Annotated in this window: 20 protein-coding genes and 1 tRNA gene; 1 reads left to right on the plus strand and 20 read right to left on the minus strand. The window is 33.7% G+C overall.

The window, feature by feature from the left end; translation table 11 throughout:
- Positions 1 to 58: 58 nt before the first annotated feature.
- The 20 genes from Q0770_RS01795 to mraZ all read right to left on the minus strand — a co-directional run bounded on the left by Q0770_RS01795 (position 59) and on the right by mraZ (position 20,722).
- On the minus strand, positions 59 to 361 hold the full coding sequence (locus Q0770_RS01795; protein WP_299113397.1) for a hypothetical protein: 303 nt from the start codon (positions 359 to 361) through the stop codon (positions 59 to 61).
- 119 nt (positions 362 to 480) lie between these two features.
- On the minus strand, positions 481 to 1,224 hold the full coding sequence (locus tag Q0770_RS01800) for a LytTR family DNA-binding domain-containing protein (RefSeq protein WP_299113399.1): 744 nt from the start codon (positions 1,222 to 1,224) through the stop codon (positions 481 to 483).
- On the minus strand, positions 1,217 to 2,968 hold the full coding sequence (locus Q0770_RS01805; RefSeq protein WP_299113401.1) for a tetratricopeptide repeat-containing sensor histidine kinase: 1,752 nt from the start codon (positions 2,966 to 2,968) through the stop codon (positions 1,217 to 1,219). Before Q0770_RS01805 ends, Q0770_RS01800 begins: the two co-directional genes overlap by 8 nt.
- A gap of 50 nt (positions 2,969 to 3,018) precedes the next feature.
- The gene (locus tag Q0770_RS01810) at positions 3,019 to 3,435 is read right to left on the minus strand and encodes a hypothetical protein (protein ID WP_299113403.1); all 417 of its coding nucleotides are present in this window, start codon (positions 3,433 to 3,435) and stop codon (positions 3,019 to 3,021) included.
- Positions 3,436 to 3,579: 144 nt separating this feature from the next.
- Entirely contained in the window at positions 3,580 to 4,347 is a 768-nt protein-coding gene (locus Q0770_RS01815; RefSeq protein WP_370454709.1) for a zinc-dependent peptidase, read from the minus strand.
- Between the two features lie 284 nt (positions 4,348 to 4,631).
- Positions 4,632 to 4,705: transfer RNA gene (locus tag Q0770_RS01820), tRNA-Arg, on the minus strand.
- Positions 4,706 to 4,759: 54 nt separating this feature from the next.
- A complete protein-coding gene (locus Q0770_RS01825) occupies positions 4,760 to 5,209 on the minus strand; it encodes a GatB/YqeY domain-containing protein (RefSeq protein WP_299113407.1) in 450 nt (149 codons plus the stop codon).
- A 116-nt stretch (positions 5,210 to 5,325) separates the two neighbouring features.
- Positions 5,326 to 7,248 carry a cell division protein FtsZ gene (gene ftsZ, locus Q0770_RS01830; RefSeq protein ID WP_299113409.1) on the minus strand — a complete coding sequence of 641 codons (1,923 nt, stop codon included), beginning with the start codon at positions 7,246 to 7,248 and terminating at the stop codon, positions 5,326 to 5,328.
- A gap of 56 nt (positions 7,249 to 7,304) precedes the next feature.
- Positions 7,305 to 8,627, minus strand: coding sequence for a cell division protein FtsA (ftsA, locus tag Q0770_RS01835; protein WP_299113411.1), 1,323 nt, complete (start codon positions 8,625 to 8,627; stop codon positions 7,305 to 7,307).
- Between the two features lie 3 nt (positions 8,628 to 8,630).
- A complete protein-coding gene (locus Q0770_RS01840; RefSeq protein ID WP_299113413.1) occupies positions 8,631 to 9,350 on the minus strand; it encodes a cell division protein FtsQ/DivIB in 720 nt (239 codons plus the stop codon).
- A complete protein-coding gene (gene murC / locus Q0770_RS01845; RefSeq protein WP_299113415.1) occupies positions 9,340 to 10,686 on the minus strand; it encodes a UDP-N-acetylmuramate--L-alanine ligase in 1,347 nt (448 codons plus the stop codon). The genes Q0770_RS01840 and murC overlap by 11 nt, the downstream gene beginning before the upstream one ends.
- Complete coding sequence (gene murG / locus Q0770_RS01850) at positions 10,676 to 11,791, minus strand: undecaprenyldiphospho-muramoylpentapeptide beta-N-acetylglucosaminyltransferase (RefSeq protein WP_299113417.1); 1,116 nt, start codon at positions 11,789 to 11,791, stop codon at positions 10,676 to 10,678. The genes murC and murG overlap by 11 nt, the downstream gene beginning before the upstream one ends.
- Before the next feature lie 5 nt (positions 11,792 to 11,796).
- Complete coding sequence (locus tag Q0770_RS01855; protein WP_299113419.1) at positions 11,797 to 12,993, minus strand: FtsW/RodA/SpoVE family cell cycle protein; 1,197 nt, start codon at positions 12,991 to 12,993, stop codon at positions 11,797 to 11,799.
- Positions 12,994 to 13,000: 7 nt separating this feature from the next.
- A complete protein-coding gene (gene murD / locus Q0770_RS01860; protein ID WP_299113421.1) occupies positions 13,001 to 14,332 on the minus strand; it encodes a UDP-N-acetylmuramoyl-L-alanine--D-glutamate ligase in 1,332 nt (443 codons plus the stop codon).
- Positions 14,333 to 15,574: a phospho-N-acetylmuramoyl-pentapeptide-transferase gene (gene mraY / locus Q0770_RS01865; RefSeq protein ID WP_299113423.1), complete on the minus strand. Its 1,242-nt coding sequence runs from the start codon at positions 15,572 to 15,574 to the stop codon at positions 14,333 to 14,335.
- Positions 15,575 to 15,578: 4 nt separating this feature from the next.
- Positions 15,579 to 17,042 (minus strand): UDP-N-acetylmuramoyl-L-alanyl-D-glutamate--2,6-diaminopimelate ligase, encoded by a 1,464-nt coding sequence (locus Q0770_RS01870; protein ID WP_299113425.1) that lies wholly within the window; start codon positions 17,040 to 17,042, stop codon positions 15,579 to 15,581.
- Entirely contained in the window at positions 17,039 to 18,997 is a 1,959-nt protein-coding gene (locus tag Q0770_RS01875) for a penicillin-binding protein (RefSeq protein ID WP_299114057.1), read from the minus strand. Before Q0770_RS01875 ends, Q0770_RS01870 begins: the two co-directional genes overlap by 4 nt.
- Positions 18,998 to 19,054: 57 nt before the next feature.
- Positions 19,055 to 19,372 (minus strand): FtsL-like putative cell division protein, encoded by a 318-nt coding sequence (locus Q0770_RS01880; RefSeq protein WP_299113427.1) that lies wholly within the window; start codon positions 19,370 to 19,372, stop codon positions 19,055 to 19,057.
- Complete coding sequence (gene rsmH, locus Q0770_RS01885) at positions 19,369 to 20,265, minus strand: 16S rRNA (cytosine(1402)-N(4))-methyltransferase RsmH (RefSeq protein WP_299113429.1); 897 nt, start codon at positions 20,263 to 20,265, stop codon at positions 19,369 to 19,371. The genes Q0770_RS01880 and rsmH overlap by 4 nt, the downstream gene beginning before the upstream one ends.
- The gene (mraZ, locus tag Q0770_RS01890; RefSeq protein WP_188373599.1) at positions 20,252 to 20,722 is read right to left on the minus strand and encodes a division/cell wall cluster transcriptional repressor MraZ; all 471 of its coding nucleotides are present in this window, start codon (positions 20,720 to 20,722) and stop codon (positions 20,252 to 20,254) included. The genes rsmH and mraZ overlap by 14 nt, the downstream gene beginning before the upstream one ends.
- Before the next feature lie 231 nt (positions 20,723 to 20,953).
- On the opposite strand from mraZ, the gene Q0770_RS01895 reads away from it, so the two are divergent.
- Entirely contained in the window at positions 20,954 to 21,718 is a 765-nt protein-coding gene (locus tag Q0770_RS01895; RefSeq protein WP_299113435.1) for an alpha/beta fold hydrolase, read from the plus strand.
- Positions 21,719 to 21,752 lie beyond the last annotated feature (34 nt).

Here is a 21,752-nt window from a genome sequence, read left to right on the forward strand (position 1 = left end):
TAGTAATTACTACAATTTTGGCTTCACCTACTTATGAAAGGTAATTTTATATTATTCTTTAAAAGGAGCATACTACTCCCGACATTTTTAAATCTATAGTGCTTCCTTCTGAGCATGAGCAAAATCTTGTTAAGATTTTTCCGTCTGGATATACAACGGTTACCAAAATGGCAAAACACTTCTTGTTATCTGCGATTGGGTTCTCAATTACATTGCCATCTATCTTTAAGACACCTTCTCTATTTTTATTCCTTAACAGTACTTGTACTTTTTGTGTGACATCGTATCCTGCAACTGTTGTAGAACTTGAAGCGTCACAAGAATATATCGCTGAATGGACTTTGAATTTATACTTAGACATAATGGGGGATTTATTTTCTAACTCAGTATAAATGTAGATGACATATATATACTATGCTCATAAAATGTAATGGAAGCGGAATTCTAAACCGTGAAGCAGAAAAAAAAGGTAACGAAAAACTAGAGGGTCTTGACTCGTTTTATAATTTCACGATAATTGTCACTCAAATCGGCTTTATGCCCACCTGATAAAAGAATTAAATTGTCTGAAAGAATTATCTCTTCAACTTTACTAACATTAACAATGAATCGTCTGTGTGTTCTAAAAAATTGGTCTGGATTTAATAGCTTAGAAATTTTTACTAATGATATATTAATAACAAATTTCTCTTTCTCAGTAATAATATTACAGTATTTATCTTCAACCTCTATATAAATAATATCTTTTACGAGAACTTTTTTTAAAGCTTTTCCTTTTTTAATAAAAAGATAGTCGTCCGTGATTACAGTATCTTCATCATCACTTAAAAACACATCTTTTTGTTCGTAGAATTTTTCAAGTGCCATTTCTATAGCATAAAATAATTCTAACTCATTAAAAGGCTTTAGCAAATAACTGAAGGGACGTGTTAGTTTAGCGCGTTCAAATATCTGCCGGTCACTAGAACTAGTTAAAAACACAAAAGGTTTAGCGCTATCTGGGTTTACAGAGATTGCCTCAGCAACATTGATTCCTTCTGGTAGACCATTAAGGAAAATATCCACAATAAGTACATCTGGATTTGTACTATTATAAAGTGAAATGGCATCCTTAAAATTAGTAGCCAAACCTACTACATTAAAATTATTTGCCTCTAAAGAAGCAATTAAAGCATCACTCTCTGATACAGTATCTTCAACAACAAGAACATTTATCTTATCCATTATCACCCGCTTTTGGTAAAGATACAATCATTTTTGTGCCTTTGCCTAATTGACTTTCAATAGAAAACTTTCCATTGTTCTTTCTAATCATAGATTTACAAAGTTGTATTCCCAAACCTGTACCTATAACATCTTCGTTCTCTTTTTTTGATAGTAAACTTGTCTCTTTTAGTAGCTCCAATCGTGTATTGTCACTCATACCTAGTCCGCTATCTTCAATAATTAACTGGATGTAATTTTCGTCTTCAACTTTACTATAAACCGAAATAACATCATTGTTTTCGGTGAACTTTATAGCATTATCAATAAGATTACGAATAATAATTTTCAAAGATTCTTGATCGGCTAAAATTTTGTCTTTTTTTGAAACGCTATTCTCAAATTTAATTTCCTTTTCTGCAAATAAACCTTGATAATTAAAAACCACATGCTCAACTAACATATATAGACGATGCTCCTCTATATGAAAATAAGTTTGCTTGGTCTGAAGCATTGCCCAATTAAGTAAGTTATCTAATAAATTATAGGCGCCATTGACTATACTACTATTAGTATTTAAGAGTTCATCTAGTTTTTCGATATTCTTAGTTTCTAGATTATTGACTAATGTTCTATTACTACTTTTTAAAGCATTTACTGAGGAACGCAAATCGTGGCTAACAATAGAAAACAACTTATCTTTAGTTGCATTAAGAGTGTCTAAAGTTTCGTTCTGAGTAGAAATAATTTTATTGGTCTTTACCTTTTCTCTATAGTAATAAATACTAACACCTAATAATGCTAAAAGCACTAATGCTGAAACCAAAATACCATTTCTCTGAGCAGATTTTACTTTATTTTCTGCTTCTAAGACTTGAAGTTCTTGATTCTTTTTTTCAACAGCTAGTTTTTTACTTAAATCTGCGATTTCCCAGACCTTATCTCTATTCCAAATGGAATCTTTTAAGGTATTAGATGTCTCTAAATACTTAATTGCTGTTTTATAATATCCTTTAGCTTCATTAACCGCAAATAGATTATAATTTATTTGCTGTCTAACATTGATATTTGTGCTATCTTTTTTTTGAAATGCATTGATTGCCTTTAAGAAATATTCTTCAGCTTTTGCATCTTTATACTGCTCAAAATATAAGTTCCCTAGGTTACTGTAATTTATTGCAGCTTGAGTAGTTTTATTATTATTTAAGTATAATTCTAATCCTTTTATATAATATTTCTCAGCTTCATCATAGTTTTTGCTTAACAGGTTAATATTACCTAGAGCATTATATAAAAGTGTTTGCTTTTCAGGGCAAGATTCTTTATCTAATAACAATTCTGCTTTTTTATAGTATGGTATAACTTTGTCAAAGTCTCTAATTCCAGAAATATAAATATCTCCTAGGGCTATATAAGCATAAAATGCTAAATCATTATTTATAGTGTTTTTTGAGAGAGATAATTTATACGTTTCAACACTTTTTTTAAAAGAATTATTTCTCCTATGTAGTTCACCTTCCAAGAAAAGAATTAAAGATTCAAAATTTTTATCCTGTTTTGCTTCTGAATCTAATTTTAAATTTTCGATGAGCTTAAAAGATTCTTCAAGAGAATTATTTGATAGTAATAAATGTGCTTTGTGTAATTTATCAGAATTACATAAAGATTCAATGAACTCTTTTTTTGTACAAGGTTTATGTTGAGAAAAACCGCTAAAAAAAAAGCATACTAAAAATAATAGAGGGAATAAAAATTTAGCAGACATAACACTAAAATAGGTTATATCTGCTAAAAAAAAGAATTGTTGTAATGAAATTAGCCTCCGCCGTTAGTAATTACTTTTGTCTTACGTACTGGATCACCCAATTCCCCTGGATTGGTTACTGGCAAACCTTCTTCATCAACAGAAATATTAATAACTACATTACCATTACCATCTAAAACTGGGCCTGTCAAAGTAAATGAAATTTTGATTACTTGTGTATATACAGTACTTAGTGGAATACTATGATTATATATTGGCGTAATGGATACATCATTGCCATCTTCTACTGCTGACACCTCTATTGATGGCGCTTGATTTGCATATACGTTATTATGAAACGGGGCAATGACTGTTACATTAACTGCACCCTCAGCTAGAGAACTACAATATGCTAAAGGGGTTTCTGGACTTTGAAAATTTTCTCCGTCATCAATTTGAGAAATAGTAACATTAATTATTCCTGGCATAATTTTTAGATTTTAAGGGTTAATAGCCTCCAATATATAGAAATATTTAAAAAATAATCGATTAAATGCCATAAAAGTCCGATTTCCTGTCTTAAAACAGCTTTTATAGGGAATGAAACATAAAATACTTGGAACTAACTAGCTCTAATAATCTGCAAAATTGAAGTTTAGCATCTCCTTTACTGTATTATAAATATTTGGAAAGATAGTCCTAAACTCATCTGGTGTTTCAATAAAACATTCAATTAATACAGCCATGAACTCATATTCATTTGTATATGCATATGCTCTAAAGTATTTGGTAGAAATTAATTCTTGTCTTTTGGTTTCATTCTCTTTTAAATATCTTTTTAAAGCCTTAAAACCATCTCTAAAAATCAATGAACTGATATCATTATTTTTAAAACTATTTAAGTGTATGGCATGACTAAACTCATGAATACCAAGATTTAAGTTATCATTAGCAATATCATAACCTTGTTTAAAATCTTTCCATGATAATGCTAAAACACCTAACATAGGATTAACCTCTCCTTTATGTAATTGTTCGTTAATTTTAGAATAAAAAGCCTCTGGATAGACTAATACTGCTTTTATGATAGATAAGGAATAATCTCTAAATCCAAAAGTTAATTTTACGGCAGTAGCTGATATTAATACAATTATCTCGTCTGTTAATTCCAAACCATCTCTCCCATAAAAGCTCTTATTATTAATAAATGTTGCTACACGGTGTCTAAAGATTAATTGTTCTTTATGAGACAACCTACTATAAAATGTAAACTGTTTTTCTAAAATTCGTACTTGTTCTTTAGTTAAGCTCTTTTTAAAAAGAACAAAATTTAGCATCAAAGGTTTCTTTTTAGATTCAGCATAAGATTGCTCTATAAAACGAAATGTATACTTCAACACAAATAATCCAATTATTGATAAAAAAAATATATTGAAGATTAGACTAGAATTAGTCATAAGATTTTGGGACATTGTTATTTGTAAATATAAAGCCTTTTAAAATAAGTAAGAAATATACTCTTATCAAACAAAAATGCTCAAGTGTGCTTGGCGTAATCTTAATATTACAAGATTAATAATTTGGATTTGCTCCAAACATTCCTCAAGGCTCCGCTTTGAAAATAGTCTAAACAAAAAAACGCTCAAGTAAACTTGGCGTTTTTTCTTATTAAACTATTTATTTGTGACCTCGAAGGGATTCGAACCCCCAACCCTCAGAGCCGAAATCTGATATTCTATCCAGTTGAACTACGAGGCCATATGAGAGACCTTTCGACTGCGCTCAAGGTGACAATACTCTCAAAAAACTTATTTAAGACATTAATTTAGCCTTAACAATAGTAGAAATGGTTTTACCATCGGCTTGGCCTGCCAATTGTTTATTGACAATGCCCATAACTTTACCCATGTCTTTCATACCAACTGCACCAGTATCTGCAATTGCTTTTTCTACAGCTGCAGTAATAGTTGCTTCATCTAATTGCTCTGGCAAAAACTGACTTATAACTTCTGCTTGAGCTAATTCTGGCTCAGCCAAATCGTTTCTATTCTGTTCTGTGAAAATCGCAGCACTATCTTTACGCTGCTTAACCAATTTAGATAAGATTTTTATTTCATCGTCATTAGTTAATTTGCCATCGCCACCAGATGTTTGCGCTAATAAAATTTCGGATTTCACTGCTCTTAATGCTGCTAAAGCCGTTTGATCTTTATCTTTCATTGCGGCTTTCATTGCGGTCATTATATCTGCTTGTAAACTCATAATCGTATTATTTATATGGATTGCGAAGATACTAAACTATTAAAACAAAACCCGAAAAGCTGAGGGGCTTTTCGGGTTTAAAAATGTACTTAATTAGTACTTCAATAGATTAACCATTAATCGACATTATCATGTAAAAAAGAATTGTTACTTCTTAATTGTATATCATCGTTATCATCAGTTCCTACAGACATACGTGATGCGTTGGTCTCTGAAGAATGCTGAGTGTCTTCAAGATTTACGCCTTGTCTTTTATATGCAGGTTCTTTTTCTATTTCGTCAATTTTTGCATTATTAAACTTATAGTTAAAATCTTTCATCTTCTTGCGACGTTCATCAGCTCTAGCTTTTAAGATTTCGGAAATTGGGCTATTCATTGGGTCTATTTCTCCCGAAACTTCCTCTTCTTTTTCTTCAACTGGAAGTGTTTTCTTTTCGAAAACAATCTCTTCTTTTACCTCTTTTTCCGTTTTTGCTTGTGTTGACGTTCCTGTTTCAGAAGTTGAAAAATCGTCTAATGCATAACGTTTTTCTCCTTCTTCATTAACTTCTGTCACAGAAATTAATTCTATTGGGTCTGTAACATCAATGTCTTTAACTTCTTCTTCAAGCTGAAATAACATTTTCTCATCTCCGGTTTCTGGCTCTTCAATTTTTTCGCCATCAAATTGAGATAACGGCAAATCAAAAGTTAGCGTAATCTGTTCTTCCTCTTTTTCATCCTGAACCTCAGTTTCTACTTCCTGAACTGGTGTAATTATAAAATCATCTTCAGTTACTGGTTTAGCATCTAAAACTTCATCATAAATAACATTTATATTTCTAATAGCCTCTGTTGTTTTTATGAGTTCATTCTCAATAACTGGTGTTTCTTCTTCAAAATCATCTTCAGTTAAAGTATGAATAATTGGTGCTTCAACTTCATTCTCTAAAACAATGTCTGGTGTAATAATTGCTGGTTCGATACCTTGAACTTCTACATCTTCTTTATAATCATCATCTTCTAATGCATGAATAACTTTCTTAGCTTCTGTATTAGAAATTTCGTTTTGCTGATCAATATCAAAACCTGTTGCAATAATAGTTACGGAAATAGATTCTTGTAAAGATTCATCCTCTCCAACACCCATGATAATGTTAGCGCCATGTCCTGCCTCTGTTTGGATATGATCATTGATTTCTCCTATCTCATCAATAGTAATTTCCTGAGAACCAGAAACGATAAGCAACAATACGTTTTTAGCTCCAGTAATTTTATTATCGTTTAATAATGGAGAGTCTAATGCTTTCATAATAGCTTCTTGAGCTCTAGTTTGCCCTGAAGCTGTAGCTGAACCCATAATTGCAGTACCACTTTTACTCAATACCGTTTTAGCATCACGTAAATCAATATTTTGTGTGTAATGATGTGTTATAACTTCAGCAATTCCTCTAGAAGCTGTTGATAATACTTCATCTGCTTTTGAGAATCCAGCTTTAAAACCAAGATTACCATAAACCTCACGAAGTTTATTATTATTTATTACAATAAGAGAATCTACATGCTCTCTTAGTTTTTCGACACCACGTTGAGCCTGCTCGTTACGCATTTTTCCTTCAAACTGAAACGGCATTGTTACTATCCCAACGGTTAGGATATCTAACTCACGTGCCATCTTTGCTATAATTGGCGCAGCCCCGGTACCGGTACCACCACCCATTCCTGCTGTAATGAATACCATTTTTGTATTGGTATCTAGCATGCGCCTGATGTCTTCTAAACTCTCAACTGCTGATTGCTCGCCAACATCTGGATTTGCTCCTGCACCAAGACCTTCGGTAAGATTGACACCTAACTGAATTTTGTTTGGAACACCACTATTTTGTAGGGCTTGAGCATCAGTGTTGCAGATTACAAAATCTACACCTTTGATACCTTGTTGAAACATATGATTTATGGCATTGCTTCCGCCTCCTCCAACACCAATGACTTTAATAACATTGGATTGATTTTTTGGTAAGTCGAAAGCAATATTCCCAAATTCGTTGTTGTTGCTCATATTAACTTTGTTATGGGGTTTTATATTTTTTGGATTGATTAATTATATATTTTTTACTATTCTGCGTTGTCTAAAAAGTCCTTAACACGCTCAGTTAGTTTATCTAAGAACGAGCGGCGCTCTTTCTGTACTTCGTTAACAACTTCTTTTATGTCTTCTTCACTAGCTTCATTTTCATTTACAGTTTCTTCAACTGCTTCTTCTGCCATTTTTCGGTCTTGACGTTTTAAGCCATCCATCACCAAACCAACAGCAGTTGCAAATAGAGGACTTGCAATTTCTTCATCACTTCCTCCAGCTAAATGTTCGTTAGGATAACCGATTCTGGTATCCATTCCTGTAATATATTCTACTAATTGTTTTAAGTGTTTTAACTGACTTCCACCACCAGTTAAAACAATACCGGCAATTAATTTTTTCTTTTGTTCCTCGTGTCCGTAGTTTTTTATTTCTACATAAACCTGCTCTATGATTTCTACGACTCTTGCATGAATAATTTTAGACAAGTTTTTCAACGTAATCTCTTTTGGGTCACGACCTCTTAAGCCAGGAATAGACACTATTTCATTGTCTTTATTTTCTCCAGGCCAGGCTGAACCGAATTTCATTTTTAATAATTCCGCTTGCTTTTCTATTATCGAGCAACCTTCCTTGATGTCTTCAGTAATAACATTACCTCCAAAAGGAATTACTGCAGTATGGCGAATAATACCATCTTTAAAAACTGCCAAATCTGTTGTTCCACCACCTATATCAATCAACGCGACACCTGCTTCTTTTTCTTCTTGGCTCAATACTGCATTTGCAGAAGCTAAAGGTTCTAGTGTTATACCTTCTAATTCTAAATCCGAACTTTTTACACAGCGACCAATGTTTCTTATTGAAGACACTTGACCAACTACAACATGAAAATTAGCCTCTAATCTCCCACCATACATCCCTATTGGTTCTTTGATTTCAGCTTGACCATCAACTTTAAATTCTTGTGGTAGCACATGGATGATTTCTTCACCTGGAAGCATAACCAATTTGTGTACTTGGTTAATAAGTCTATCAATATCTGCTTCGTCAATTACCAACTCAGAATTTGCTCTAGTGATGTAATCACTATGTTGTAAACTCCTGATGTGCTGTCCTGCAATACCAACAGTAACTTCTGATATTTTCTCAGAAGCAGCAGCTTCTGCCTCTTGAACAGCCTGCTGAATAGATTGAATTGTTTGCGTAATATTATTTACTACGCCACGATGCACACCTAAGCTTTTAGATTTTCCAACACCTAAAATTTCTACTTTCCCGTATTCATTTTTGCGGCCTATCATCGCCACAATCTTTGTGGTTCCAATATCTAATCCTACCGAAATATTATGCTCTTCCATAATCTATTTTTTGGTGCATATCACTTGGTTATCAAACCTTAAGTTTACACTACTATACGTGTTTATTGTCTTATCCTTTATTGCTTTTTTATAAAAAGCCTTAAAATTATTTATCTTCTTATGAAGCTTATTTAGGCTTCCCATTTTTATGCTAAAATCGTATTTACGCAATCTTAGACTTATATTCTGATTTGCATCTTGACGGATTTCAATAACATGCTGTTTTAAAAATTCGTCTTCATCTACAACTCTAGCGATTTTATAAATTTTATCTAGCTTGGTTTTATAAACCGTACCTGTTACAAGTGGCACTCTCGCTGAATAATTTGCTGACAAAGGCATATAAGACCCTTCATCGTCTACATAATATGAAGCGTTTGTATGCACTCTTGCTATAGGTCTTTTTTGCTCGATTTCTGCTGAAAGCTCACCATTTACGGACATAAAGACCTCAGCATTTTTAACCATCGGATTAGAATTTAGGGCAGATTCTAATACATTCAAATCTATAATATCTTTTTTGTCGTTATTAAGACCACTCGGATTTTGTATTAACAATTTACTAACATTGTCATGTGTCAAAAATAGATTGTCAGAACCTACAAATTCTACATTAGGTTTAGCGATAACTCTAGACTTATTCCTAGCATTTGTAAATGCATACAAAAACCCTACTATCACTAGTAAAATCAACACTTTTATGTAGCCATAATTAACTCGCAATGCTCAATGCTTTTTTAATTGTTTTCACTTCTTCTCCGATATCACCAGCTCCAATAGTTAAAATAACCTTAGCGGAACTCGCTTTTATAGTTTTTACTAACTCTATTTTGCTAATTAATACTTTCTTAGGATTTGAAATTTTCTCTAATAACCATGAAGAATTTACACCTTCAATTGGTAATTCTCTTGCAGGATAAATGTCCAATAATACAATCTCATCAAACTGAGATAAGGCTTCTGCAAATTCATCAGCAAAATCTTTAGTTCTTGAAAATAAATGTGGTTGAAATACAGCCAAAACCTTCTCATTTGGATACATTTCTCGCACGGCTTGATGTACTGCATTAATTTCTTCAGGATGATGCGCATAGTCATCAATAAATACTAAATCATCAGTCTTTATCTGGTAAGTAAATCTGCGCTTAACACCTTTGTAGGATGCTAAAGCTTTGGCGAGCTGTGGTCGAGGGAGACCGTATTCTACAGACATCGCCAATGCTATCAATGCATTAGACAAATTATGTCTACCAGGTAGGTTAAATCTGAAATCTTCTAAAATAGCTTCTGGTGTTTTTACATCAAAAATGTATGTCCCATTTTCTATTCTAATATTTTGTGCGGCATAGTCTGAATTATCTTCAATGCCATATGTTATTCCTTTAATCGGCAAACCATTTCTAACAAATAGCTTTCCGCTTGGCTTTATTTTTTTTGTAAATTCTTCAAAAGATTTTGTCAATTCTGATGCGTCTCCATATATATCTAAATGGTCTGCGTCCATTGATGTAATACAGGCGTAATCTGGAGAAAGTGTTAAGAACGAACGGTCAAATTCATCAGCTTCTACTGCTGTAACTTTAGTCCCGTTTATGATAAGATTTGAATTATAATTTTCGCTAATTCCTCCCAAAAAGGCGGTCATATCTACCTCACATTCATTGAGTAAATGACCAAGAATACTTGTAGTTGTAGTTTTCCCATGCGTACCTGCAACTGCAAAACAGAATGTGTTTTTTGTGATATCACCAAGAACTTCTGAACGCTTCTTGACTTCAAAACCATTATCTAAAAAGTAATTGTATTCTGAATGTGATTTTGGAATTGCTGGTGTATAAACTATAAGTGTTGAAGATTGGTTTTTAAATTCAGTAGGAATAGCATTTACATCATCTTTAAAATGAATTGTAATACCTAAATTTTCTAAAGTCTTTGTAATGTCCGAAGGTGTCTTATCATAACCAGCAACCTTATTTCCATTAGCCACAAAATAGCGCGCTAAAGCGCTCATGCCTATACCGCCGATCCCAATGAAATAAATATTTTCCTTACTGTTCATTTACGTTCAAAAGCTTTTCTACTTCGTCTGCTATATCTTTTGTTGCATTAACTAATGCTCGTCTTTTAATATTTGCTCCTAGAGTTTTTCTAGTGTCTTCTGATTTTAGAAGTTGCTCGAAAGCCTTATTAAAATCAGAATCGAGTTGCGATTCTTTTACCAGAATTGCAGCATCTTTATCCACAATTGCTTGTGCATTTTTTGTTTGGTGGTCTTCAGCTACATTTGGCGATGGAATAAAAATTACTGGCTTACCAACCACGCAAAGTTCAGACACAGAACTTGCTCCAGCTCTTGATATAATGATATCTGCCGCTGCATAAGCCAAATCCATAGTATTTAAAAACGCATGCACTTGCACATTATCATTAGCATTATATTTACTGTATTGTTCTTGATACAATTTTCCGCATTGCCAAATAAGTTGTACCTCATGATTTTTGAAAAAATCGAGTTTACTTTCTATGAGTTGATTTACGCGTCTTGCACCTAAACTTCCTCCTAAAACAAGAAGCGTTAATTTGTTTTCATCCAAACCAAATTCACTTAAAGCTGAAGCCTTTTTACTTTTAATTTCTATTAAATCTTTTCGGATTGGATTGCCCGTTAAAACAATTTTTTCTTTAGGAAAAAAGCGCTCCAAACCTTCATATGCAACACAAATACTATTTGCCTTTTTGCTTAGCAATTTATTAGTGATTCCTGGATATGAATTCTGTTCTTGAATCAATGTTGGGATGCCTTTGGAGTTTGCAACTTGCAACAAAGGACCACTTGCAAAGCCTCCTGTTCCTATAACTACATCAGGCTTGAACTTGCTAATAATTCGTCTTGACTTAAATAAACTAGACATTAGCTTAAAAGGAAACATTAAATTCTTTAACGTCAGTTTTCGTTGAATACCTGAAATCCAAAGCCCCTCAATTTTATAACCAGCTCGCGGTACTTTTTCCATTTCCATACGGTCTTTTGCACCTACGAAAAGGAACTCAGAGTTATCATAACGTGATTTTAATTCATTAGCAATGGCTATTGCAGGATAAATATGTCCACCAGTTCCACCGCCTGATAAAATGAATTTGTATGTCTGTTGACTCTTGTTCAATTTTTTTAAATAGTTTCTGATAAAATATCTAAGGGATTATCTTCTATTTCTTGACCTTCTTGCGCTTTTATTTCTTCACGTTTTGCACTAACACTTAATATGATTCCTATTGCCATGCATGTCATCCAAATTGATGTTCCTCCACTACTTATCAATGGTAATGTTTGCCCTGTAACAGGAAACAGCTCTACAGCCACAGCCATATTAATTAACGCTTGAAACACAATTGGCAGGCCTACACCAAGTACCAAAAGTTTACCAAAAATGGTGTCAGATTTTTGAGATACAATTACAATTCTGAACAACAACCACGAATACATTACCAAGAGAAATAAGCCACCGAACAATCCGTATTCTTCAATAATAATTGCAAAAATGAAATCTGATGATGATTGTGGCAGGACGTTTTTTTGAATACTCTTACCTGGTCCTAAAGGTTTAATACCAACTGCTATAGCAATTTTTGCGTTTTCAATCTGATAATCTTCGACGGTATCTTCTCCGTTAGCAAAGTTTTCGACCCTACTCATCCATGTGTCTACACGATTTGGCATTACATCTGGAAAAGATTTTGCTACTAGAACAAAGAACACCAATGCCATTATACCTGACCCTATTATTAGTATTAAATAACGAATAGGATAACCACCAATGAAGGTTAACAAGACAACCATTAAAAATATAATTGCTGTGGTTGAAAAATTAGCTGGTAATATTAAAGCTAAAACTATAAAAACAGGTATCCACAATGGTAAGATGGTTTCTTTAAAAGATACCTTCTTATCCTTAATTTTTGACAAATAGCGTGCTACATACACCATTAAAACTACCGAAGCTAGCGTTGATGTCTGAAAGGACATATTTACTATCGGAATCTTAATCCATCGACTCGCATTAGCCCCATCAATTGTTGTCCCTTGCAAAACAGTAACCACAAGCAGTACAATAACCACAGGTATCATTACCATAGACAAGCCTCTAAAATATCTGTATGGTATTTTATGTACACCATACATTATTGCAAAGCCTAAAAACAAATGCATAAAGTGCTTCAACAAATAAGCAAAAGTGTTACCCGAGCCGCCAGTATATGCCAAATTACTAGCTGCTGAATAGACAGGCAAAAATGAGAAAATAGCCAACAAAGTTGCTATTGCCCAAATGAGCCTATCACCTTTTATATTTTGAAACAATGCTTGCATTTATCTATTATAACTTACGAACCGAATCTTTGAACTGACGTCCCCTATCTTCATAATTTTCGAACAAATCGAAACTTGCACAAGCTGGAGATAATAGTACATTGTCGCCAGCACTTGCAATCTTGTATGCAATTTTTACGGCTTCGCTCATAAACTGCGTTTCGATAATTACATCGACCATATTCCCAAAAGTTTCCATCAATTTTGCATTATCAACCCCAAGGCAGATAATGGCTTTTACTTTTTCGTTTACAAACGGAAAAAGCTCTCTATAATCATTGCCTTTATCTTCGCCACCAACAATCCAAACCGTCGGTGCTTGCATACTTTCTAAAGCAAAATAAGTTGCATTTACATTGGTAGCTTTGGAGTCATTGATGTATTGTACTTTATTAATTCTGAGTACATTTTCTAGGCGGTGTTCAACACCTTGAAAGTTTTCTAAACTTTCCCTAATGGTCTGCTTTCTAATTTTAAGCAGGTGAGCGGCTGTTGATGCAGCCATTGCATTTTTAACGTTATGTTTTCCGTCTAATGCTAGTTTTTTTATTGGCATAGTTATTTGATTATTATCAATTGTTATTATTATTTCTTCGTCTTTTATGTATGCGCCATTTTCAACTATTTTGGTTAATGAAAATGGTAGTTTTTGAGATTTAATGGTATTTATTTTCATCCAGTCTTCTATAACTGGGTCATCAGCATCGTAAATGAAAAAATCGTCTTCGGTCTGATTTTCTACTATTCTAAATTTTGAAGCGATATAGTGTTCAAACTTATAATCGTAGCGATCCAAATGGTCTGGTGTAATATTGGTTAGTATTGCAATTTTTGGCTTAAAATCTTTAATGTCATCCAACTGAAAACTGCTAATTTCTAACACATAGTTATTGTAATCTTCTTCCAGAATTTGCTTTGCAAAACTATCTCCAATATTACCTGCTAAACCAACATCTAAATCTTGTTTTAATAAGTGATATGCTAGACTTGCTGTTGTTGTTTTACCATTACTTCCTGTAATTGCAACCAAAGTTGCATCAGTGTATTTTGAAGCAAATTCAATTTCAGAAACAATAGGTATGCCAGCTTCGCGAATTTGTTTTACCAAAGGCACTTTATCTGGAATTCCCGGGCTTTTCATTACGATATCTGCATTCAGAATTTTTGATTCTGTATGCTGTTTGTCTTCCCATGTAATCTCATTATGTCTAAGAACGTCCTTATACTTCTTTTTTATTTCTCCTTTATCCGAAACAAAAACATCGTATCCTTTTGCTTTTCCTAACAGTGCTGTCCCAACACCACTTTCTCCTCCACCAAGAATCACAAGCCTTTTCATCTATCTAATTTTCAATGTCACGATGGTTAAAATGGCTAGTAGGATTCCGATAATCCAGAATCTTGTAACTATTTTACTTTCGTGATATCCTGATTTTTGATAATGATGATGCAGAGGCGACATCTTAAAAATGCGTCGGCCTTCTCCATATTTCTTTCTTGTGTATTTGAAATAACTTACCTGCATGATTACCGATAAGTTTTCTGCCAAGAATATGCCGCACAGCATTGGAATTAACCATTCTTTACGCGTCGCAATAGCTATTACCGCAATAATTCCTCCAATAGTTAAACTCCCTGTATCACCCATAAATACTTGAGCTGGATAGGTATTGTACCACAAAAAGCCTATTAAAGCACCAACAAATGCTGCAATGTAAATTGTAATCTCAGAGACTCTTGGGATGTACATAATGTTCAGATATTCTGAGAAAATGATATTACCTGAAACCCACGCAAAAATCCCTAAAGTGAGAACTATTATTGCAGATGTACCTGCGGCGAGACCATCAATGCCATCGGTAAGATTAGCACCATTCGAAACAGCAGTTATTATAATGATTGCCGCCAAGATGAAAATAAGCCAAGCATATTTTCCTAAACTTGGGCTAATCCAAGTGATTAAATCTGCATAGTCAAATTCGTTATTTTTTACAAATGGAATTGTTGTTTTGGTAGACTTTTCTTCAGCTGTAAATAATTTTGAAGCTTCTATATCTGGGTTTTCGGCAAGTAAAACTTTCTGTTGCTCAATAGGCAGCTTCTCCTTCATTGTCACATCCTGATGAAAATATAATGTTACGCCTACGATAATACCTAAGCCAACTTGACCTAAAACTTTAAACTTCCCTTTTAAACCTTCTTTATTATTTTTGAATTTTTTGATATAGTCATCCAGAAAGCCTATTGCACCCATCCAAAGTGTAGTTACAATTAACAGGATGATATAGATATTTGCAATTTTAGCCAGTAATAATACCGGGATTAATGTTGCCAAGATGATGATTAAACCACCCATTGTTGGCGTACCAGCTTTTTCTGCTTGACCTTCCAAACCTAAATCTCTAATCGTCTCACCAACTTGTTTTTTTTGTAAAAACCTAATGATTCGCTTTCCATATACAATTGAGATAAGCAAAGACAAAATCATAGCAATAGCTGCCCTAAATGTTAAATACCCAAAGAGTGTTGCTCCAGGAAATTGAAACTGCTTTTCTAAATAATCGAATAGATAGTATAACATAGTTTTACTTTTGCAATTGGTTTAATAGTTCTCCTACTATTTTATAATCATCAAAATCGGTGCGTTCACCATTTACTTCTTGATACGTTTCGTGTCCTTTGCCAGCAATAAGAATAATATCATTAGGCTGTGCCATTTGGCATGCAGTTTTTATCGCTTGCTTTCTATCTAAAATTGAAACCACTTTTTTGTAATTCTGAGGCTCTACTCCTGATTCGATAGCATCAATTATAGATTGTGGATTTTCTGTTCTTGGATTATCACTTGTAAAAATGACCTTGGTGCTTAAGGCCGATGCTATATGTCCCATTTTTGGTCTCTTTGCTGCATCTCTATCGCCTCCACAACCAACAACTGTAATTAACTCTTCATTTTTTGTACGGATAGCATTTATAGTCTCTAATACATTTTTTAATGCATCTGGTGTATGGGCATAATCAACGATAGCCGTTATTTTTTCTTCTGAAACAAAATATTCGAAACGGCCGCTTACGCTTTCCAGCTCACTTATATACCTTAAACTCTCTTCTTTGTCTAGACCCAATAGTTCTGAAGTGGCATAAATGGCTAATAAATTATAAGCATTGAAACTGCCTATTAGTTTTGTCCAAACTTCATTTTCATTTAATTTCAACAACAATCCTCCAAACTGATTCTCTAAAATTTGTGCTTTGTAATCTGCGTAGGTTTTTAATGCATATGTGTATTTCTTTGCATTGGTATTTTGCATCATTACCACACCATTTTTATCATCAGTGTTAACTAGACAAAATGCTGTTTTTGGCAAGCCATCAAAAAAAGCTTTTTTGACATCTCTATATTCTGCAAATGAAGTATGATAATCTAAATGGTCATGAGACAGATTAGTAAAAATTCCGCCTGTAAAAAACAAACCTTCTGTTCTACTTTGGTGTATACCATGAGAGCTCACTTCCATAAAACAAAACTCAACACCTTCATTATTCATCAATTGTAAATACTTATTTATAGTTAATGAATCTGGTGTTGTGTGTGTCGCCTTATACTCAGCATCATTTACCATAACTTTTACAGTAGATAGTAAGCCTACTTTGTAGCCTGCTTTTTTAAACAACTGGTACAATAAGGAACTAACCGTAGTTTTTCCGTTAGTTCCTGTTGTACCGACTAACTTTAAATTTTCAGAAGGATTTTCATAGTAATTAGCAGCCATAAAGGCTAATGCTTGACTAGAATTTTCTACTTCTATATATGTTACATTATCAACTAAATCGTCCGGTAATTTTTGACAAACAATAGCACGAGCACCATCGCTGACGGCTTTGGATATATAATCATGTCCGTTAGCTACTGCGCCAATAATAGCTACAAAAATGTCATTAGATTTCACATTTCGAGAATCGAATTCAATTTTATTCACTTCAACACTTGTGCTTCCTACAACAGCATTAATAGTAACCTTGTACAATATGTCTTTTAAAATTTTCAAGATGCTTCCAGAACAATTGTTTGGTTAGACTTTAACTTTATGTTTTTTGCAATAGATTGCGATTTAATAACTCCGCTTCCATTTAATTTTACTTTTACATTAACCTCCATGTTTTCAAGAAAAGCAATGGCATCCATAGCTGGCATACCTATTAAGTCTGGCATAATCGTTTTATAGGTATTGGAAACTGAATTGAATTTTTCAAAATCCTGAACAACTTCAGGGTTTTTATAGTCTACAGATTGTATCTCGTCTATTAAAGGCGTATCTGTATAAATCTTTTGCGCAATACGTTTGAAAACAGGCCCAGAAACATCTGCACCATAATAACCAACCTTTGTACTTGGCTTATGAATCACAACAATGCAAGAATATTTTGGGTTTTCTGCAGGAAAATACCCAGCAAATGATGATACATACTTTCGGTCTTTTCGCCATTCTTCATAGTTTGCATAATCTGTTCTTGCTGTACCGGTTTTACCAGCCATAGAAAATGTTTCAGAATACAATCTCTCTCCAGTTCCTCTAATAACTATATTTTTTAGAATGTCCTTGATTTTTGCAAGTGTATTATCCGAACATATTTTATTGACAAGTACTTCTTTATCAAAAACCTCTTCTTCTCTATCAAACTCTTTTACTGCTCTTAGAAATCTAGGTTTGATTAATTGTCCATTATTTGCAATCGCATTGTAAAAAGCCAATGTTTGAAGTGGTGTTAATTGCATATTGTACCCATAAGCCATCGATGGCAATGCATTACGACTCCAAATCTTATCTCCAGGTTTTGGGATTACCGGCTCACCTTCTCCAATGATAGAAACACCTAAGGTTTTATCTAATCTCCAAGCTCGAAGTCTTTTTAAAAATTTCTCAGGATTATTTTTATAATTATCATCAATAATAGTAGCTAAACCAATATTTGAAGACACTTCTAAAGCCTTAGCCGCTGAGATTTTTCCATGACCTGCTCCAGAATCATTTATTGGCCTGCCATAAAACATTTTACGTCCATTCTTTGTATCTACAACCGTTGATGTATCAATAACCTTATCTTCTAAAGCCGCCATCATAGCCATAACCTTAAATGTAGAACCTGGCTCGTGACTTTCGCCAACGGCATAATTAAGACGCTCGTAATATGTTCCGTTTTTATTTCTTCCTAGGTTTGAAATGGCTTTAACCTCTCCTGTTTTTACATCCATAACTACAACACAACCATGTTCTGCTTCATATTTTTCAAGTTGCCCCAACAATGAATGGTGAGCTATATCTTGAATATTTACATCTATTGTTGTATAAATATCTAAACCGTTTTTAGGCTCAATTTCATTGGCGTCTCTTAAAGGCTTCCATTCACCTTTACCTATACGCTGTTTTAAACGTCTACCGTTTTCACCTCTTAAGTAATCTTTACCAAATGCCCCATCAATTCCAACACGAGTTGCATAGCCGTTTTCATCTATACGCTCATAACCTATTGAACGTTCTGCAATACCTCCCATTGGATGTTCTCGTTTTGTGATTTGATCATAGACAAAACCGCCACGAATAGAGCCCAACTCAAAAAGTGGAAAATTTCGAACACGAATAAATTCTGAATAGGATAAATTTTTGAGCAATAATAAATATTGATCCTTTGTATTTCTTGCTTTCTTAATTTTCTGCTCAATACTTCCCGAAGACTTACCAGTAAAAACTGCCAATGAATCGCATAAAGGTTTGATATACTTTTTGAAATTTTTTTCTGAAGATGTTACTGCATCGATAGCAATATTATACTTAGGGATAGATGTAGCTAAAAGACTTCCATCAGCTGAATACACATTACCACGATTAGCTGGAATATCGAATGGCTTTATAGATCGCTTTTGTGCCATGGCACGATACTTATCCCCATCAATAAACTGAATAGTACACAGCTTAAAAACTACGGCAAGTGCAAAGACAAACATACAGCCTGCGACGAAGTACAATCTGTTTAATATGTTGGTTTCTGTTGTTGCCAAAGCTTATTCTTGTGCTTTAATTTTTATTTTTCTTGGAGGAGTTGTTGAAATCTCCAATCCTTTTTCCTTTACTTTTTTTACAATGGTTGACTCCATTTTTAATCTCATGAGTTTGGAACGTCCGTCTACAAATGCTGAACGCAACTCCTTTACTTCATTGCTCATTCTCGATATTTCATAAACTTTCTTGTCAGCACTATGCGCACTAGCAATCATGATTATGGCTAGCCCAGAAATAAAAAGAATGACCCGCCAATTTTTGAACGAATCATCACTGATTAGAAATGTACCTCTTAATATGCTGTAGATACTTTTTTTCACAATTTCTCTGCTATCCTGAGTTTAGCACTTCGTGCTCTATTGTTAATTTTTATTTCCTCTTTTGTTGGGACAATAAGCCCTCCAACCTTCTTTAGTGGTACTTCAAAATTTCCAAACATATCCCGCTCTGGTTCACCCTCAAACATTCCGTTTCTTATATAGCGTTTTACCAGTCTATCTTCTAAAGAATGGTAGGAGATAAAACTCAAACGACCACCAACTTTTAAAACCTGTGGTGTTTGCTGCAACAATTCTTTTAGTACTTCGATTTCTTGATTAACCTCTATTCTTATCGCTTGATAAATCTGAGCCAACACTTTATTTTCTTTCCTATGATTTAAAAATCGCTTTAAGACTATCTTTAATTGCTCACTCGTTTTTATCTCTGCATTTTCTCTTTCTTCAACAATCACTCTTGCCATTGCTGGCGCTTGTCTTAACTCACCATATTGCAAAAACACTTGCTTTAGCTCTTCTTCATCATAAGTATTAACAACTTCAAAAGCAGACAGCTCATTATCCTGATTCATTCTCATATCTAAGTCCGCTTCAAACCTTGTTGAAAAACCACGTTCCGCAACATCAAATTGATGTGACGATACACCAAAATCTGCAAGAATACCGTCAACTTCCTTTACACCATAAAACTTCAAAAACCGCTTGATATATCTAAAGTTTTCATTTATGAGTGTAAACCTATGGTCATCAATAGCATTATTTAAAGCATCTGTATCTTGATCAAATGCATATAATTTTCCATCTGGACCAAGCCTATTCAATATTTCTTGACTATGACCTCCACCTCCAAAAGTGACATCCACGTAAACACCATCTGGCTTTATGTCTAAACCATCAACTGTTTCTTTTAATAAAACTGCATTATGATATTCCATCTACCGCATCATCTTGTCCCATAACCTCTTCAGCTAAATCTGCAAAATCTAATGCTGCATCATCAATAGCTTTCTCATACTTGTCCTTATCCCATATCTCAACAATATTTACAGCCGATGCCAGTACGGTTTGCTTAACAATTCCAGAAAACGACAGTAAATCTTTTGGGATAAGCAAACGACCTGTTGCATCTACCTCTACAACTTTTACTCCCGCAGTAAAGCGTCGAATAAAAGCATCATTTTTTTTATTGAAACGGTTTAACTTATTTACTTTTTGCATCAATTTTTCCCATTCTGGCATCGGATAAAGTTCTAGACAAGGCTGAAAAACTGCACGCTTAATCACAAAACCAGATTGCATAACAGGAGCCAACTGTTTTTTTAAAACAGCTGGCAGCATAAGCCTTCCTTTGGCATCTGCTTTTACTTCGTATGTTCCTATCAATGCGTTCAATCTATTGGGTCAAAAAAGGTTACAAAACAATTTTAAAATCAAATATATTGAAAAATTACCCACATTTTACCACATTTTACCACTTTTGTTGATAAGTTTTCTATTTATCGACTAAAATCAGTGTTTATATGATGATTGAAACATTAGAATATTGATAAAAATGCTACAGGATATTAAAGTTAAAATCCCAAGTATTTAACTATATTTGTTTTTAACTATACTAACTAATGCATGGCACACCTTTTAAAGGAAGAAAAGGATTTTAGATACATTGAAGTTGGCGAAGGAACCCCTATTATCGTCCTTCACGGACTTATGGGTGGACTAAGTAATTTTGATGGTGTTACTGACTTTTTCAGCAATAAAGGTTATAAAGTTCTTATTCCGGAATTACCTATATATACTATGTCTTTACTTAAGACTAACGTAAAGAGTTTTGCCAATTACCTTAAAGATTTTATAGAATTTAAAGGCTTTGATGAGGTTATATTACTAGGAAATTCTCTAGGCGGTCATATTGGTTTATACCACACAAAACTTTATCCTGAAAAAGTAAAAGGTCTCGTCATAACCGGAAGCTCTGGCCTATATGAAAGTGCTATGGGCAGTGGATATACAAAGCGTAGTGATTATGAGGTGATTAAGAAAAAAGCTCAAGATGTTTTTTATGACCCTGAAGTGGCTACAAAAGAGATAGTAGATGAGGTATATGAAACTGTAAATGATAGAAATAAGCTTATAAAAACATTGGCAATTGCAAAAAGTGCTATTAGACACAACATGGCAAAAGACTTACCAAAAATGCATACACCTACTTGTATTATTTGGGGTAAAAATGACAATGTAACACCTCCAGAAGTTGCTGACGAGTTCCATGAATTACTACCCGATTCTGATTTGTTTTGGATAGATAAATGTGGTCATGCAGCTATGATGGAACATCCTGATGAATTTAATAAAATATTACACAGCTGGTTAGAATCAAGAGAGTTTTAAGCAGTTACTTATCTTATGTAATTAAATGAAATTC

It is taken from the genome of uncultured Winogradskyella sp., from assembly GCF_947501905.1.
Lineage (GTDB): Bacteria > Bacteroidota > Bacteroidia > Flavobacteriales > Flavobacteriaceae > Winogradskyella.